Source organism: Rheinheimera sp. (assembly GCF_036782235.1).
Classification (GTDB): Bacteria; Pseudomonadota; Gammaproteobacteria; order Enterobacterales; family Alteromonadaceae; genus Pararheinheimera.
Genome location: NZ_DAIPZL010000026.1, coordinates 1 through 17,013 on the forward strand (window position 1 = coordinate 1; position 17,013 = coordinate 17,013).

The 17,013-nt window shown below is 47.6% G+C and carries 16 protein-coding genes; 3 read left to right on the forward strand and 13 right to left on the reverse strand.

All coding sequences use genetic code 11. The features are described from left to right. Positions 1-145: 145 nt before the first annotated feature. Entirely contained in the window at positions 146-1,093 is a 948-nt protein-coding gene (locus tag V7P87_RS16410) for a DMT family transporter (protein WP_333798402.1), read from the reverse strand. Between the two features lie 233 nt (positions 1,094-1,326). Here V7P87_RS16410 and V7P87_RS16415 point away from each other — a divergent pair, with 233 nt between their 5' ends. Next, the gene (locus tag V7P87_RS16415; RefSeq protein WP_333798403.1) at positions 1,327-2,337 is read left to right on the forward strand and encodes an ATP-dependent 6-phosphofructokinase; all 1,011 of its coding nucleotides are present in this window, start codon (positions 1,327-1,329) and stop codon (positions 2,335-2,337) included. A 173-nt stretch (positions 2,338-2,510) separates the two neighbouring features. On the opposite strand, the gene V7P87_RS16420 is transcribed toward V7P87_RS16415, so the two are convergent. The 5 genes from V7P87_RS16420 to hinT all read right to left on the reverse strand — a co-directional run bounded on the left by V7P87_RS16420 (position 2,511) and on the right by hinT (position 5,979). Next, positions 2,511-3,338, reverse strand: a complete 828-nt coding sequence (locus V7P87_RS16420) for a LytR/AlgR family response regulator transcription factor (protein ID WP_333798404.1) — start codon at positions 3,336-3,338, stop codon at positions 2,511-2,513. Further along, on the reverse strand, positions 3,322-4,401 hold the full coding sequence (locus tag V7P87_RS16425) for a sensor histidine kinase (protein ID WP_333798405.1): 1,080 nt from the start codon (positions 4,399-4,401) through the stop codon (positions 3,322-3,324). Before V7P87_RS16425 ends, V7P87_RS16420 begins: the two co-directional genes overlap by 17 nt. A 184-nt stretch (positions 4,402-4,585) precedes the next feature. Next, positions 4,586-5,053, reverse strand: a complete 468-nt coding sequence (locus tag V7P87_RS16430) for an Mpo1 family 2-hydroxy fatty acid dioxygenase (protein ID WP_333798406.1) — start codon at positions 5,051-5,053, stop codon at positions 4,586-4,588. Between the two features lie 78 nt (positions 5,054-5,131). After that, positions 5,132-5,530, reverse strand: coding sequence for an acyl-CoA thioesterase (locus V7P87_RS16435; protein ID WP_260656433.1), 399 nt, complete (start codon positions 5,528-5,530; stop codon positions 5,132-5,134). A 98-nt stretch (positions 5,531-5,628) separates the two neighbouring features. Further along, positions 5,629-5,979 (reverse strand): purine nucleoside phosphoramidase, encoded by a 351-nt coding sequence (hinT, locus tag V7P87_RS16440; RefSeq protein WP_260656432.1) that lies wholly within the window; start codon positions 5,977-5,979, stop codon positions 5,629-5,631. A 64-nt stretch (positions 5,980-6,043) separates the two neighbouring features. Between hinT and V7P87_RS16445 the strand changes: the two genes are divergently transcribed. Next, entirely contained in the window at positions 6,044-7,870 is a 1,827-nt protein-coding gene (locus tag V7P87_RS16445; protein WP_333798407.1) for a M61 family metallopeptidase, read from the forward strand. A gap of 78 nt (positions 7,871-7,948) precedes the next feature. Here V7P87_RS16445 and V7P87_RS16450 read toward each other — a convergent pair whose 3' ends face one another. Both V7P87_RS16450 and V7P87_RS16455 read right to left on the reverse strand, forming a co-directional pair. After that, a complete protein-coding gene (locus V7P87_RS16450) occupies positions 7,949-8,803 on the reverse strand; it encodes a 6-pyruvoyl trahydropterin synthase family protein (protein ID WP_333798408.1) in 855 nt (284 codons plus the stop codon). A 128-nt stretch (positions 8,804-8,931) separates the two neighbouring features. Further along, positions 8,932-9,189: a hypothetical protein gene (locus V7P87_RS16455; RefSeq protein ID WP_333798409.1), complete on the reverse strand. Its 258-nt coding sequence runs from the start codon at positions 9,187-9,189 to the stop codon at positions 8,932-8,934. Positions 9,190-9,327: 138 nt separating this feature from the next. Here V7P87_RS16455 and fabA point away from each other — a divergent pair, with 138 nt between their 5' ends. Beyond that, positions 9,328-9,840 (forward strand): 3-hydroxyacyl-[acyl-carrier-protein] dehydratase FabA, encoded by a 513-nt coding sequence (gene fabA / locus V7P87_RS16460; protein WP_296298758.1) that lies wholly within the window; start codon positions 9,328-9,330, stop codon positions 9,838-9,840. Between the two features lie 226 nt (positions 9,841-10,066). Here the strand turns inward: fabA and rmf are convergent, their stop codons facing one another. From rmf to rlmKL, 5 genes are all read right to left on the reverse strand, one after another. Continuing rightward, positions 10,067-10,450 (reverse strand): ribosome modulation factor, encoded by a 384-nt coding sequence (gene rmf, locus V7P87_RS16765; protein ID WP_442967983.1) that lies wholly within the window; start codon positions 10,448-10,450, stop codon positions 10,067-10,069. 283 nt (positions 10,451-10,733) lie between these two features. Continuing rightward, positions 10,734-12,458 carry a DUF3466 family protein gene (locus V7P87_RS16470; RefSeq protein ID WP_333798410.1) on the reverse strand — a complete coding sequence of 575 codons (1,725 nt, stop codon included), beginning with the start codon at positions 12,456-12,458 and terminating at the stop codon, positions 10,734-10,736. A 12-nt stretch (positions 12,459-12,470) separates the two neighbouring features. Next, complete coding sequence (gene uup / locus V7P87_RS16475) at positions 12,471-14,393, reverse strand: ATP-binding cassette ATPase Uup (protein ID WP_333798411.1); 1,923 nt, start codon at positions 14,391-14,393, stop codon at positions 12,471-12,473. Positions 14,394-14,397: 4 nt separating this feature from the next. Next, complete coding sequence (locus V7P87_RS16480) at positions 14,398-14,634, reverse strand: glutaredoxin family protein (protein WP_333798412.1); 237 nt, start codon at positions 14,632-14,634, stop codon at positions 14,398-14,400. Next, on the reverse strand, positions 14,634-16,754 hold the full coding sequence (rlmKL, locus tag V7P87_RS16485) for a bifunctional 23S rRNA (guanine(2069)-N(7))-methyltransferase RlmK/23S rRNA (guanine(2445)-N(2))-methyltransferase RlmL (RefSeq protein WP_333798413.1): 2,121 nt from the start codon (positions 16,752-16,754) through the stop codon (positions 14,634-14,636). The genes V7P87_RS16480 and rlmKL overlap by 1 nt, the downstream gene beginning before the upstream one ends. Between the last annotated feature and the right edge of the window lie 259 nt (positions 16,755-17,013).

Consider the following 17,013-nt stretch of genomic DNA (forward strand, 5'->3'; position numbering starts at 1 on the left):
CATCAGCCACTGGATCGGTCAACCGATCTGAAATTTTCTTATCTGATCGGCATTAACCGCTTGCGGTGGTTTTTTTAACAGCAAATTTTAAGCTTTATTTTGCCTGGTCACCGTTAAACAACAGCGTTCATAGACAAAGCTGTGCTTATGCCGCCGCCCGCTCCTGCCGCCACTGTTTGAGCACAGGTGCCAGCGCAGTGACTGCAGAGCCACACACCACCAGCACAGCACCCAATATCGCCAACAAATTCAGAGCCTCAGGTTTAGGTGCCTCCGGCCATAACCAGGCGGCCAAATTGGCAAATAAAATGGTTAACAAAGGTGTAATTGCCAGCACTGCACTGACTTTCGACGCTTCCCAGTGTTCCAGCGCTTCAGCAAAAGCGCCGTAGGCCACTATGGTATTTAAACAACAGAATAACAACAAAGCCCAGTGTAATAACGACAACTCAAACACGGGCGCAATATCAATGACAGGTAAAAAACACAAAGCACCAGCCACATAAATAAAGGCCATAATTTGTTGCGAGTTAAAGTGCATCAATAACTGTTTTTGCGCTAAGGCATAAGCAGCCCAGGTAAAAGCAGCAATGATTACCAGCAAAATGCCAAAGCTGTCCTGACCAAGCTCTGTGACTAATAACAACAATCTGTCATTAAAAAACAACAATAAACCGGCAACTAAAGTAGCTGCACCAATTTTTTGCCATAACAACAAACGTTCGCGGAAAATAAAAATTCCGCCGAGCATCATCAAAAATGGCGCCAGCTGAATTACCACCTGCGCCGTCTCGGCGGTCAGTAAATTAAGCCCCATCAAATATAAAATGTAATTGGACAACAAACCGACAACAGCGATCAGCATCAGGGTGCGCGCTTTGCCTTTGAGTTTGCCAAGCTTAGGTAAATTCTGTTGTTTCCACAGCACCAGCACCACAAAAATGGCGGCCACTAAAAAACGCACCCAGGTAATGGTATTGGCGGAAAGTTCTGTCAGCACAACTTTTAGTGCTATGGGTAACATGCCCCATAACACTGCGGTGGTCAGCGCAAGAATAAAACCGGTCAGGCTTTTGCCCGATGCTTGATGCATAACTTAATCCTAAGAATTCAGGTACAACTGCAGGAGCGCTATTTTCGCTGTTTTTTGCTGTGCTGTCGCGGCTTTTTCGTTAAAGCCGCGGCCTTTGCGCTGAAACACAACTTAACTAACTTCTTGCTGATTTTTGTGTTGCATCAATAACCTTGTGCTGACATAGGTGCATAATCAATAGCTATGCTTGCTTTATCACCAAGCACTTTTGCCCACCCATTTTGGAGCAATGTATGACACAAAACATAAAACGGATCGGCATTTTAACGTCAGGCGGCGACGCTCCCGGTATGAATGCAGCTTTACGTGCAGTGGTGCTGAGTGCCGAAGCTGCCGGCCTTGAAATCATAGGTTTTCGCCATGGTTTTAATGGTATTTATCAGCAGGACTACGTCAGGCTGGAAAAAGCCGATGTGCTACATATCATCCAGCTGGGGGGCACCATATTGAAAAGTGCACGCTGTAAACAGCTGCTACAAGCGGGTGGCGCAGCGCAGGCTGCTGATATTTTGCATCAGCTCTCTATTGACGCGCTGATAGTGATTGGCGGTGATGGCAGTTTCCGCGGTTGTCAGGCCATTTCGGCTTTTTATCGTGGTCAGATTGTTGGAATTCCCGGCACCATCGACAATGATGTGGACGGCACCGACTTTACCATAGGTTTTGCCACTGCCCTTGACACCGCACTGGATGCCATCGACAAAATTCGCGACACCGCCGATGCATTTGAACGTACGTTTTTAGTGGAAGTGATGGGTCGTCATACCGGTTATCTGGCCCTTGCCGCTGGCATTGCAGGGGGGGCCGAACAAATCATCTGCCCTGAGTATGGTGATAAAGTTGACCTTGATGATCTATTACAGGACATCAGTCAGTTAAAACGGGATTTTGGTGCCGGCAGTTACATTATTGTGATGGCCGAAACTATGTATCCGGCCGGAGCCCAGGCGCTGGCGGCAGAAATAACCGCCCGCTCCGGCACCGAATGCCGTGCCTGTGTACTGGGTCATCTGCAGCGCGGCGGCAGTCCTGTGGGATCAGACCGGATTTTAGCCACAAAACTTGGCGCCTTTGCCATTGAACAACTGCTCGAAGGCAATGCCCATATGATGATGGCTGGCGAACAGGCTGGGCAGGCGGTGTTATATCCGCTGGTACTCACCGGCGACAAAAAAAAGCAGGCCGATCCCTATCTACTGAAATGGCAACAACAGATGTTGCAGCAAAGCGAACCACAAAACTAAGCTGGTGTTTTGACGCTCCAAATGATTTTTATGCTCTGTCCTAAGCCCTAAAAAATCATTGTTCTATCTGGCATCCTTAAACCATACCAATAAAAAACCGGCATCAAAGCCGGTTTTTTGTTTGTCTAAGCCTGATACGCTTAGAGAGTTCGCAGGTTTAAACTCACCGCATTTCAGGCGCTAAACACAGTTTTTACTCTGTCTTTGTAACTGCGGCTGACTTTTACCGCCTGACCATTGGTTAGCATCAGCTGATGTTCACCATTGGCCAGCATCTGCAACTTGGCGATGGTGTTGACGTTGACAATGGCAGAGCGATGCACCCGTACAAACTGACGTGGATCCAGTTCCTGCTCCAGCTCTTTCATGGTGCGGCGTAAAATATGGGTTTGACCGTCTTTGGTATGGATACACATATAGTCACCGGCGGCGTCTACCCAATCGATATTGAGTACCGGCACCCGGGTAATTTCACCACTGTCTTTAATACTGATGGCTTCAGGGAAGCGGTCATTCATCACAGGCTCTTCCTGATCCAGCCGTTGCAGAATTTCAGTGGCATCTTCGCCAGTCAGTTTGGCCACAGCCTGCGCCAACTGACCTTTGTGTTTATGATCGTCTTTGGCTTCTACGACTTTCAGCAGCTTTTCCACAGCTGCCGCCAGACGCTCGCCTTCCACCGGCTTTAATACATAGTCCACAGCACTGACTTCAAAGGCGTTTAGCGCATACTGATCAAAAGCTGTAACAAAAATAATATAAGGCAGCTCGACGTTTTGCTGTTGCAGCATTTTTAACACACCAAAACCATCCAGCTCTGGCATTTCAACATCCAGGAACACCACATCCGGCGCTAAGTCGCGGATAGCTTCAACTGCAGATAAACCGTTATTACACTCGGCCACCACCTGCAACTCGGCAAAAGCGGCCAGACGCATCAGCATGCCTTTACGGGCCAGGGGCTCATCATCTACAACTACGACTTTAAGCAAGTTTTTCATCGTTATGTTCCACCTCAAACGGGATCCGGATATTCACCTTTACGCCTTTTGGCTGATTTGGTGTCAGCACCAGCGAAAAGTTTTTATCATACAAAGCTGCCAGCCGCTCACGGGTATTGACCAAACCAACACCGCCGCCATCAGGGGCTGTGTCGGGTTGCTGCGGCATGCCCGGGCCGTTATCGGCAACTTCAATTAATAAATCATGACCAAACTTACGGGCTTTGATACTGATCAGTCCACCACTACTTTGTCTTGCCACCGCATATTTAATGGCATTTTCAACCAAAGGTTGCAAAATCAGGCTCGGCACCAAGGCCTGCTGGGTATTTTCGGCAATATCAAATTCAATGTTGAGTCGTTCGGAAAACCGGACTTTTTCAATTTCCAGATACAAGTTGGCGGCATAAATTTCCTGCTGCAGTGCCACCTTGTTTATCGGGTCTTTATAAAGTGAATAACGTAAAAAATCACTGAGCCGGCTCAGCATTTTGTTGGCCGTTTCCGCTTCGTTGATCAACACCAGCGTTGACACTGCGTTTAGGGTGTTAAATAAAAAATGCGGATTGAGCTGATAACGCAGCATTTTTAGCTGTGCTTCATGGGCTTTGTTCGACGCCGTCAGCAGTTTTTGTTTTTCCAGCTGCAGGGTTTGGTAATAACGGATACCAAAATACAAACCACTCCAGCTAAGCATCACATAAAAACCAACCGAGGCCTGGCGGAAATACTGGATCCAGTCGTCCGGCCGGTAACCATGACGATAAATTTCCCAATAATTAAAGTTTTTCACCACAGTCCAGATGCAGGACAACACAAAGGCCATGGCCAAAATAGATAACACCATTTTCCAAGGTGCCCAGTGCCAGATACGCTGATAGGCATAACGCATCGGAATAGACAGTAGCCAGCCGGCATAAGCATCCAGCACCACCACAAAGATGTAAGCTTCGCGCATTTCCTGAAACAACGAGCCTAAATAACCGACCACAGCAAAACCAAGCCAGCCTAAGGTATGCAGGATCCAAAACTGGCGATGACGGTCTTCAAAAATTTTGTGCAAACTAAGTACCCGGAGCTGACAGGGAAAACAGAACAAGGCGGATTATATCAAAGATGCGGTGTTGCCCTTAAACGTTAAACTCAGACGGATCCCGCTTCGTCGCAAGCAACAGTGGAAGTTGCAGCAGGCAAAACGGGAACTCTGGTTCCGAAGGCCCGGATGAAAAGTCCGGTAAAGCAGAAATTTAATAACGGATGCCAAAACGGCGCAGCACAAAAGCCAAAATCCAGGCCGGGCCTATCAGTAAAAACTGCAGATCTTTAAAAAATGACGGTTTTTTTCCTTCAATATGGTGGCCGATAAACTGCAAAATCCACATCAGCACAAAAAGCACTAAAGACGCCAGCCAGACATCCACCATCACCGCCGACTCAAACCAGCGCAAAAACAGCACAATGGCAGCACTGAAAATAGTCATACCAATGCCTATGGCAAAAGACAAACTGAAATAAAAACCAAGCACCGGCAAACAAATTAATAAAGGCCAATTGATTTGTTGTTCGGCAAAACCCTGCAGTGGCATTGGAATTTGCCAAAGTAAACCAAAGACGGTCAGGTAAATCAGTGGCACCGCCAGAAAGTGAATTTTTTTATTAGTGGGGTTTTGATGACTCTCGGCATATTCTGCCAGCCATTGCTCTATAGTTTTCATTATGCAGGCTCTTGGTTAAGGTCGTTTTGATTGGTCAAACCACTTTAACGCCGAGCCTGACAAACTACAAGAGGCAGATCAACCCAGCACAGGGGTTGGCTTGCGATCCGGCCCTAAGGCCACAAAGGTAAAGGTACCAGAGATGGCTTTGTGCTGGTCGTCGCTATACATATTCTCGACAAATATATCCACATTCACCCTGATACTGGTGCGACCCACATGTTCAATTCTGGCTACCAGCTCAATAATAGTGCCGGCCGGAATAGATTCTTTAAAGTCCACTCTGTCAGAAGACACTGTGACCAGTGGTTTACGGCAAAAACGGGTGGCAGCAATAAAAGCGGCTTCATCCATCCAGGCCAAAGCTTCACCACCAAATAAGGTATTGTGGTGATTGGTACGGCCAGGAAAAACTGTTTTGGTCACACGGGTAACGGCATATTCGGTTCGAATTGCCACCTGAGCATCATTTGACATCGGAAGACCTCGGAACAAGAGCGCAAAAGGCGCGGATTTTAGTGAGCTTTTTGCCAAAAGCCAACCGCGCCGGCAGCCAGTCTGTAAAAAAGGTGTGTTTAACGCGCCAGCATGGGGCCAAGCGGCTGACCGCCAACCAGGTGCATATGAATATGATAGACCTCCTGGCCACCATGACTATTGCAATTCATAATAAGCCGGTAGCCCTTTTCACTGATCCCGGCATCAGCGGCCAATTTACGGGCTACAGTGAACATTCGGCCAAGCGCGGCTTCATGCTGAGGCTCAACATCATTGACCGTTGGGATCAGCACATTTGGCACTATCAGAATATGAGTTGGTGCTCTTGGATGAATATCACGAAAAGCAGTCACCAGTTCATCCTGATATAACAACTCGGTGGCAATTTCGCGGCGGATAATTTTACTAAAAATTGTTTCTTCAGCCATTTCAGATCCTTCAATGATGCTTTTGGGTATACTTGGCACTTTTATTGTTGGCCGAGTATAAGTGATGGACAAGGTTGCTTTCCACTTTTCAATAGCGGATATCACCGCACATTATTTAGATGTCACTTTAAGTTTTACCCCACCCAATACCGAGCCTGTGTTGTTGTCGATGCCGGCATGGATCCCGGGCAGTTATCTTATCCGTAATTTTGCCAGGCATGTGGTTGCCATCAGTGCCAAAGACAGCCTGGGTGAGCTTGAGATACATGCTCACGATAAACACAGCTGGCAACTCAAGCACAATGCAAAGCCGGTAACTGTCAGCTACCGGGTTTATGCTTACGATTTGTCGGTGCGCGCCTGTTACATCAATGACGAAGTGGCGGTGCTGAACCCGGCTGCTTGTTGTCTGGCAGTGACCGGTTTAACGGAACGTCCACATCAGCTCGTGATGGCAAAGGTGCAAGGTAAACCGGACTGGCACTGCGCCACCGGCTTAAAGCGCGCGCAAGGCACAGAGCTTTTAGGTTTTGGTGAATACCTGGCCGATAATTATTTGCAGCTGATTGACAGCCCACTGTTGCTCGGCAAGCTGACGATGACCTCATTTGACCTTGAAGGTGTGCGGCATTATCAGGTGTACGCTGGCGCAGTGCTCGCCGATTTAGACAGAGTCAAGCGCGACCTCGCGCCGGTTTGTGCCCAGCAAATTGCCCTTTTTGGTGCTTTACCAGCAGATTTAACCGAATATTGGTTTTTAAACTGGGTGGTCGACAATGGTTATGGTGGGCTTGAGCATCACAATTCCACTTTGTTGCTGTTAAGCAGATACGATTTACCCAATCCACAGCAGCCGGATGAACTAAGCGACGACTATCAGAATTATCTGGCCTTGTGCTCGCATGAATACTTCCACACCTGGTGGGTAAAAAGGGCTAAGCCTGCAAGCTTCCTGCAATATCAGTTGCAGGCCGAACAATACACCTCCCAGCTGTGGTTATATGAAGGATTTACCTCCTATTACGACGATTTAGCGCTGGTGCGAGCCGGCATTACCGACGCCAGTCAATATCTGAACACTTTGGCTAAAACCATCAGCCGGGTCAGCCGCGCCCCCAGCAACAGCAGGCAAAGTCTGGCAGAAAGCAGTTTCAGCGCCTGGACCAAGTTTTATCAGCAAGATGAAAATGCGATCAACGCTGTGGTTAGTTATTACGCCAAAGGCAGCCTGGTGGCGCTTTGCCTGGATGCTGAGCTCAGGGCATCCGGACTCAGCCTCGATGCATTAATGCAGCAGTGCTGGCATGCCTTTGGCGTGTCGGGTCTTGGCAGTGAAGAGCAGGATTTCTGGCAACAGCTGATGCTGTATAGTCAAAACCCGGGCCTGACTGAAAAAGTACGCCGTTGGGTTGAACACCCTGACGTGTTGCCGCTTGGTGAATCACTGCAAAAACTTGGAGTGAAGCTTGACTGGCGCGGTGCTCATTCGCCACAGGATTTATCCGGTAAAGCTCAGAGTGGCGCCCCCAGAGCCTTTGGCGCTTTATACCAAAGCAATAACGAGGGCTTGCAAATTACCGCAGTGGCGGAAGGTTCAGCGGCATCAGCCGCAGGCCTGATGGCAGGTGACTTATTGATTGCTGTGGCCGGACTAAAAGCCAACGACAAAAACTTTCAGGCCATGTTAAGCCGCCATCCGCTTGGCTCACATTTAGAGTTACATCTGTTCCGGCAACAGCGGTTGTTAAAGCTGCAATTGGAAGTTTGTGAAGCGCCACAGGTAGTGGCCATGCTGGAAGTTGACAACGACACTGTTGCATCAGCTTGGCTAAAACAGGCTTCGTTGTTAAAAACAACGCCGGAAACCCTGCCAGAAATGACAAGCGCCTGACAAAGAAGATCGTTGCGATAAAAAACATAACGCCGGCTTAAAGCCGGCGTTATGTTGTAAAACAGACGAAAAAAGGCGTTAGCTAAAGGCGATAGCGCCTTTACCAACCCCTTCATACGCCACAACTTTGTAGTCGGCAGCCTCCATTTGCTGCAACTGGCCGGCAATATAATCAGCCAGACATTCAACTGTGGTATCACAAGGTACAATTTCACAGTGGTTTTGTGGCAAGCTGATTTCAAACCACCCCTGCGGCGCCTGATAACGGAAACTGTGATCTTGCGCAGCGGCTTTAATAAATTGCAGCTTGTCAGGCGTGACTAAATCTTCGCTGGTACCTAAATAAATGTCCTGCCAGCGTTCTGTCCAGTATTTATTCAGTCTGGGTGACAGCATGCCATTTTGATAAATTTCAATCGTCGAACGGTGACCGTGTGCAATACGCTGACAGTTCCCATCATGTTTTTTCAGCCCATGGCTGTAGTGGTAATAAAAGCTATTGCTGCGCTCTGTTCTAAGCTGAAATTTCAGCGCTGTCACATTGTCCGGCAATAAAGGCGTAATTTGCTCCGTTAAAAAGAGCGCGACACTTTGCTCATCAATGACATGGCCGGGAATGGCTACATGCGCCTCTGCAGGTGAGGCGATCTGAATCAAACCGCGGGCACTATGCCACTGCAATATATGGGTATCGTCTTGCTGCTGTTGCACCAAACAATCTGCCGCAGCCGGATACGCCAGTTTGTGATCAACCAGACTGTCGATGGCTTTTTTAATCACTTTTTTGACGTGACCAAAATCAAACACCATAGAAGTGGCATTCAGTTCACCGTGCAACTCAACATCCACGATATAACTTTCACCAAGCAGGCCACGCTGCTGACAAAGGTAGGAAAAATCAATCACTGTTAAATCGCGGACAAATAAGATCATGCTGGGCCTGTCACTACAAAAAAAGTTGCCGGCATTATACGTCAAAGCAACGCATTGAGTTAACCCAAACTTACCGCAACTAAACGGAATTCCATACAAAGGCCATCATAATATGCTGCTGCGGTGTGTTAACGCTGGTGATCGTTTAACCAGCCGTTTAACAGACCCACCTGCCCCAGTTTATGGGCGGCATACATCAGCCGGATGGCGTTACTGAGCAGCAAACTGTCATTCCACTGGGTTTTTTGCTGAATTTCTTCGTAGCAGGCTAAGGCTTCAGGCGACAAATAGCCCCTGAGTTCTTTGCGCCCGGACTGTTTTTGCCGCTCCCGGTAGCGCTGCTGTTTTTCGGCGTTGCTGAGTGTTTTTTTTCCCGGCTCTGTCATGCGCTGATCCCCGTCACACTATCGTCATCAAAATTACCAACAATGCCCTGCTGTCCGTCGTGATTGTGACAAATCGGACTTGTTTAGCTTACAGCTGTTCGCTAAAGTGAACGGCAATTTTTTTCGGACTTAACATACATGACTCAGAATAGCTTTACAAAAGAAGAATTAATCGCTTGCGGCGAAGGCCGTTTGTTTGGTCCTGGCAACAGTCAGTTACCTATTGGCAACATGCTGATGATTGACCGTATCGTACACATTTCAGAAGAAGGTGGTAAATACGGCAAAGGGCAAATTGTCGCTGAGTTTGATATCAATCCTGATCTGTGGTTTTTTGGCTGTCACTTTCAGGGTGATCCGGTAATGCCTGGTTGCCTGGGTTTAGACGCCATGTGGCAGCTGGTGGGCTTCTTCCTGGGTTGGTCAGGTGGCCCTGGCAAAGGCCGTGCTCTGGGTGTGGGGGAAGTGAAATTTACCGGTCAGATTTTGCCAACAGCAAAAAAGGTCACATACACCATCGATATGAAACGAGTCATTAAACGTAAGCTCTTTATGGGCATTGGCGACGGTGTGGTCAGCGTGGATGGCCGTGATATTTACGCTGCTGAAGAATTAAAAGTTGGCCTGTTCCAGGATACTTCAAGCTTCTAAGTTGCCATTAAGCGATAACCACGACAACAAGTGGTTTAAAACAACAAAGCCCGCAATAGCGGGCTTTGTTGTTTATTGTGCTTTGACACCGGCACAGCGTTTTGTAAATTGCAAGGGCGCTGGAACTGATATTCCCACACTTTCCCACTCAAGTGTGCTAAAAGCAACAAACCCCACAGCAGTGGGGTTTGTGTTGGGCGAAGCCTGTGGCCTCGCAAGGATCAGATTATTGGCCTTTACTAAAGAGCCCCACGCCACGGTCTTCCATCGCCTCGCGGTAACCCCCTAACCATTGCGAGCGCGCATCTAAATTCTGGTACGGACAAATTTCTTTTGAACGGCCTGTTACACCAGCACGGTAACCTTGAGCATGAGCACGTTCCAGACGATCACGTTTTTGTCTTTTCATACGGCAGTCTTCCTCAACTGTATTATTGGAGCACAGCACTTTTTCAGTCACCTGAAATAAGCCTGTAGTTAATAGATAGCCGCAGTGACACAAAGGTTCAACCAAAGAAAAAAGGAATAAAACTTGACAAAACCTAAGCGGCTGAACTTCATTACAATTTGATGGAAAAAAAATTAAATTTTTTTTCTGTTTTAGTGGCATTTTGTGTTTTTTACAAAATAGCTCCGGCGAAACGGAAAGCTACCTAAGCACAAAATTGCTGCCGGAAAAACGAAATAGCAGTGCAGCATACAAGTGGGAAAATAATTTTTGGTTTGAAGCCGCGACACAACATCGGTCAGAATACAAGACTGGTTCAGCGCTATACTCTTTATCAGAGTATAGCGCAACATCAACAGACGCTGATGATGTACGTCAGATTGGCGTTGGCTGGCAACCAGCACCAATCTGACATAGGGAGTTTAACAAACGGATAATAACAACATTAACGCAAAACACGTCTGCGTAAAAACCCAGCCAGTGCTAATAAAGACAAAGCGAGCACACCTGTACTACCGCCTTTACGCTTGTAACCTGCATCTTCTGTTGGAGTGCAGTTGTCGATAGTACCGCCCGCCACCGGATTTAATTGCACAGCCACCGCAACTTCCTCACGCACCGCATTGCCTGCACTGTCTTTTACCACATTGCCCAGGCTATCCTTTTTATCAACAGCTTTCACTGCAGTAGCCAGAATCACATTCTTTTCATTAATGTCCATCGCCGAAACCAGAGTATATCCGGCGTTACATTTAAGCATGGTATTCAGGTTGGTAAATTTATCAGTACTCATGTCGTACAAAAACGCTACATTACGACGTGAAGACGACTGATCAGTAAATGCTTCTGTGGTACCCACCACCAGATTGTTATCGTTGATTGCTTCAACAACTGTATTGGCTGTGGCAAACAATGCATTCGGAAATGTTGCCGTTTTGGTATTGTAGTCATAAACAAACAGCTTTTGCGCCGTCCGCGACTGGGTGTAGGTGTACCATTTTTGCTGCGCCACACCCACAATAATGTTTTTATTGTTGATATCTACCGCATTACTGAATTCCCATTCTTTTGCATCCAGCAGCGGCTTGACCTCAGAACCATGAAATACTGCGGCCTGATTGACGGTATAAACTTCATCCCTGAATGTAAAGGGACTATAACGAATGTCCGTGCTGTCGGTATAAATAGAACTACCCACAATCAGGCCTGCATCGTTCACGTCATTTGGAATGGAGTTGTATTGCACTGTCGGGTAATCAGTTCTGGTATGCGGTAACCCAGTATTTTTATCACCCAGATATCCTAATTGCACTGCCGCGCCCGGCTTGCCATTCGCGTCTAACTGCCAGACCAGACCATTATTTGTGTAGGCAAGGCTTTGCGGATTACTGACAATACTGTGATAACAGAGTGCAACAGGCTCAGTTTTCCCTAAACAAGCTGCAGTGATACCACTGATTGTGGTGTCAGACATAGAGACACTGCCAAAACCAACCACTTTGCCATTATTGTTGATGGCTCGTGCAATTGAAAAGCCTCCACCATAATTGGTGTAAAGCGGTGGCAAAATTTCAGTCACACCATTGGTGACCACAGTACCTAACATATAACCTGGTTGAGGGACCCACAGTCGCTGAGCGGCCGGATTAGGTGTTGCTTCTGTTGGTGCCGGAGTAAAACTCTGCACGCTAAAAGGTGCGCTGGCATAACCAGCAATCTGCCCCAAATCATTAATATCGGTCAGATATTCATAGTTGGTCTGCACTGGTGCCGTTTCTCTTAATTTCAGCAATTGTTTATTATCTAAACGGCTGGCGTAAGCATCAGTAAAACGTTGCACCTGGTAATTTCCGGCCGATATTTTCAGGTAATTTAATAACACTGTCAGGGCATTGGCATTGACATTACCCTTTTTGATTTCTTCAATTTCAGCAGTAGTCAGCGCTGTTGTAATAGCTGCATTGGTAAAATCAACGTAAGTTAAATCAACAGGGAAATTAAATTGACCAGTGAGCGTACCTACGGCCTGATTGCTGTTATTAATTGCCGAAGAAAAACTTGATTTGTAACCGTCGACAGGACCAAGTTCAACAACCTGGTAGACTTCAGCCTGAGTCGCAAATACCGATAAAGCCGGTAACATTGCGAAAAAAATAGGCGTTAATTTCATTCAAATCCCCTACTACTGCTGGTTTAATGCTTCTAATTGTTCCCAACGCTCGTATGCGTGCGCCAGCTTCGACTCGGTCTGCTGTAATTGGTTCAATATAGCTGTGGTGGCTTCGGCGCTTTGCCGGAAAAAATCTGGATCATTGACTTTGCTTTGCAGGCTGCTGAGTTCAGCGTCCAGGCTTTCGATCAAAGCAGGCAATAATTCCAGCTCGCGTTTTTCTTTATAAGATAACTTCTTGGTATTTAATGCTGAAGTTGCTGCTGCAGTTTGTACCACAGGTTCGGCTTTGATTTCAGCAGAAACTTGTGGTTTGACAACAGTTTTCGCTTGTTGCTGATAACGCTGCTGGTAGGCAACCACGTCGTTATAGTCACCGGCGATATCAATAATTTTGCCATTGCCGGCAAACCACAATGAGCTGGTCACTGTGTTATTCACAAATTCCCGATCGTGGCTGACCAGAATCACAGTACCCTGATACTGCTCCAGAATATCTTCCAAAAGCTCCAGCGTTTCCACATCCAGATCGTTGGTAGGTTCGTCGAGAATTAACAGGTTACTTGGTTTGGCAAAAAGTCGAGCCAACAATAAACGGTTTTTTTCGCCACCTGATAAAGCGCGCACTGGGGTACGGGCGCGCGCAGGCGGAAACAGGAAGTCTTGTAAATAACTCAGCACATGACGGGTATTGCCGTTCTGGGTAATTTCCTGGCGGCCATCAGCCACGTTGTCCTGCACTGTTTTATCTAAATCCAGCGCCATGCGGTGTTGATCAAAATAGGCGACTTCTAAGTTGGTGCCGCGTTTTACTTCACCGGACTCCACCTGATATTCATCCAGCAGCACTTTGATCAAACTGGATTTGCCGACACCGTTTGGGCCTATCAAAGCCACCCTGTCACCGCGCATCAGCAACAGGTCAAGATCGTCCATCACTTTTTTGCCATCAAAGGACAAATTCAGCTTTTTGCCTTCAAACACCAGTTTGCCTGATTTGGCCGCCTGCTCTATTGCAAAATCAACTTTACCCAGCTGTTCAACCCTGGCGGCCCGCTCTTTTCGCAGCTCTTTTAACGCTCTTACCCTGCCTTCGTTACGGGTACGGCGGGCTTTAATGCCCTGACGGATCCACACTTCTTCTTCGGCCAGTTTTTTATCAAACAAGGCGTTATGCGACTGCTCAACTTCCAGCAGTTTTTGTTTACGCTCCAGATACTCAGCGTAATTGCCAGGATGTGAGGTTAAAGTGCCACGGTCTAAATCAATAATGCGGGTCGCCACTGCGCGGATAAAAGCCCGGTCGTGTGATACAAAAATAATGGCGCCGCTGAAGTTAATTAAAAACTGTTCCAGCCACTGAATAGCGGCGACATCCAAATGGTTGGTGGGTTCATCCAAAAGCAGGATATTAGGTTTTGCCACCAAGGCACGGGCTAAAGCCGCTTTACGTAACCAACCACCTGAAAGTGACGCCAGCGTCGCTTCGGGGTTCATTTCAAACTGCTCACAAAGCTGCAAAATACGCCCTTCCAGCTGCCAGCCGTCACGGGCGTCCAATTCAGCCTGTAATTCGCCAAAATGACGCATCTGGGCATCTGTTGCCTCGCTTAAATGGTCAGATAACTGATAAAAATCATGCAGTTTTTGCGCTAAATCACCGGCGCCTTCACGGATAAAATCGGCAATTTTTACATCCACCCGTGCCGGTGGATCTTGCTCTAACCGGCTTAATAACACATTGTTTTGTTTTACTATCTGGCCATCATCTAAATTCTGCTGACCGGTCAGCAATTTCAGCATGGTCGATTTACCGGCACCGTTACGGCCGACTAAACACACCCGCTCGCCGGCAAATAAACTAAAATCCACTTTATCCAGCACAGGGTTGGTGCCAAAAGCTAAACTCGCTTGCTGAAAACGTAATAATTCCACACTCTTATCCTTTATTACTGTGAGTTTTGACAAAAGCCGTCAGGGCATCCAGGTCAAAAGGCCAGTACAAATATTGTTGTTCTATTGCAACCACCGGAATATGCAGCCGAAATGCGGCAAAAGCCTGCTCGTCGTCGACTATATCAACCAGCTGGAAATTGACAGCGGCCTGCTTAAGAAGCGACTCGGCCTCTTCACACAAGTGGCAGCCCCAGGTGCTGTATAAAGTCACTGCTTGCATCAGGCTGCCCGTGTCAGTTCAAAACAAACATGAATATGCACATTACGTTTAAAATCTTCCGGCAAACTGGCAGCGGAGATATCTTTGATCTGCCAGCCGGTTTGTTGTAGCGCGTCGTAGTCCAGCTTAAAACGGCGTTTGTTGTTGGAGAAGATCACCTTGCCGCCTGGCGCCACCAAAGTCGTCAGCATATTCAAAAGTTTCACATGGTCACGTTGTACATCCCAGGTATCTTCCATCCGTTTTGAGTTGGAAAAAGTGGGTGGGTCCACAAAAATCAGATCAAACTGGTTTTTACAGCCTTTAAGCCAATCCAGCACATTGTCCTGTACAAACTGATACTGTTTGCCACTGAGCTGATTTAATTCAAAATTGCGTTTGGCCCAGTCGAGGTAAGTGTTTGACATATCAACAGTGGTGACATTACGAGCGCCACCAAGGGCTGCATGCACTGAGGCAGTGCCGGTGTAGGCAAACAGGTTTAACACCGCTTTGTTTTTACTTTGTTGTTGAATAGCACGACGGGTCACACGGTGATCCAAAAACAAACCGGTATCGAGATAATCACGCAGGTTCACCCAGAACTTAGCACCATATTCGCTGACGACTCTGTACTGACCGGCTTTGGCCAGCACCTGGTACTGCTCTTTGCCTTTTTGTTTTTCGCGAACTTTCAGCACCATTTTGTCGGCCGGAATACCCAGTACCTTGGGTGTTAAATTTACAATATCAAATAAACGTTTTTGTGCTATCTGCTCATCAACATTAGCGGGCGCTGCGTATTCATGCACCACGACTTCACCGTCGTACCAGTCAACGGCGACGTTATATTCGGGAATATCAGCATCATACAAACGATAACAGCTGATATTCTCGCGTTTGGCCCACTTTTCCAGTTGCTTCACGTTTTTCTTTAGTCTGTTGGCAAAAGAATCACTTTCGGCAAAAAACTGCGCTGGCGCTGCACTGTTCACCTGCACCTGTTTTTCGGTGAGATCAAACAAGCTAAAGTCACATTCCAGCGGACCGTTGTTAAACTTATAGTTTTTCAGTTTGGATAATTTCAGCGCCCGCAATAAGTCGCTGTTGGAGGTAATAACCGCCAAACGCCAACCGGCAAAATGTTGTTTTAACCTAAGCGAAAATTCGGCATACACCGGAATAAGCGCAGGTAAATCACTTAACCGCTCACCATAAGGCGGGTTGGTGACAATCACACCTGGCGTCAGGCCGTCAATGGCTTCAAGCTGGGTGGCATCACCTTGTTTGAGTTCAATTAAATCACTGAGCCCTGCTCTGTTGGCGTTTTGCCGGGCTTTTTCCAGCGAGCGGCTGTCGAGGTCAACACCAATAAAACGCACACCAGGTTCAATAGCGCGGCGCGCCGCTAAAGCGTCGGCACGCAGCTGGTGCCATAAAGAGGCGTCAAAATCCTGCAGTTTTTCAAAAGCAAAATGCGGGCGTTTCAAACCAGGCGCCAGATTACGGGCCATTAAAGCCGCTTCAATTAATAAAGTGCCGGAGCCACAAAATGGGTCGAGCAGCGGCTGGTTAAACTGCCAGCCGGAGCGAATCAGCAGCGCTGCCGCCAGATGTTCTTTTAAAGGCGCTTCGCCCTGCTCTTTACGATAGCCCCGCTGATGTAACGAAGGGCCGGAAAAATCCTGGGCAAAATAAAAATGGGTGCGCTCCATCCTCAGCTGAAAACGGACATCAGGCTCCAGCCTGTCCACATTGGGTCTTTCGCCGGTTTTATTGCGAAATTGGTCGCAAATCGCATCTTTCACGCGCATAGCGCCAAACTGGGTGTTATCGATAGTTGGGTGTTTGCCCACACACTCCAGCGCCAGACTTTGGTTCACCTTCATATACTGCGACCAGTCAATGCCGCTTGCGACCTGATAAACATCACTTTGTTCATCAATAGCCACAGCAGCTATCTGGCGCATGATCCGGGTGGCCAGCCGCGACCATAAACACAAACGATAGGCGGTTTCGGTCGTGGCGGTAAAACGCACCATACCCAAACCCAGTTTTACAACTTCACCGCCATGTTGTTTAATTTCGGTGGCTAACACTTCTTCAACCCCTTTCGAGGTTAAGGCCCAGAATTCCTGCATATACACTACCTTTTGGCAAATTGGCGCGCATTATAGCAGAAGCTTTGTTAAATCCGCCGTGCGTTTTGCGCTTCATGGCTGCATTTGCTGGCTAATTTAGTTGGGATCAGCCAATAAAGCAGCAGATTGCCGATTAAAGCAGCAGTCAGTTGCAAAATTGCCGCTAAATCAAAATTGTGACTTGCCATCAGCAGTTAAAAACCATAAGATGCGCCCCGCAATGACGGACGCGGGATGGAGCAGCCTGGTAGCTCGTCGG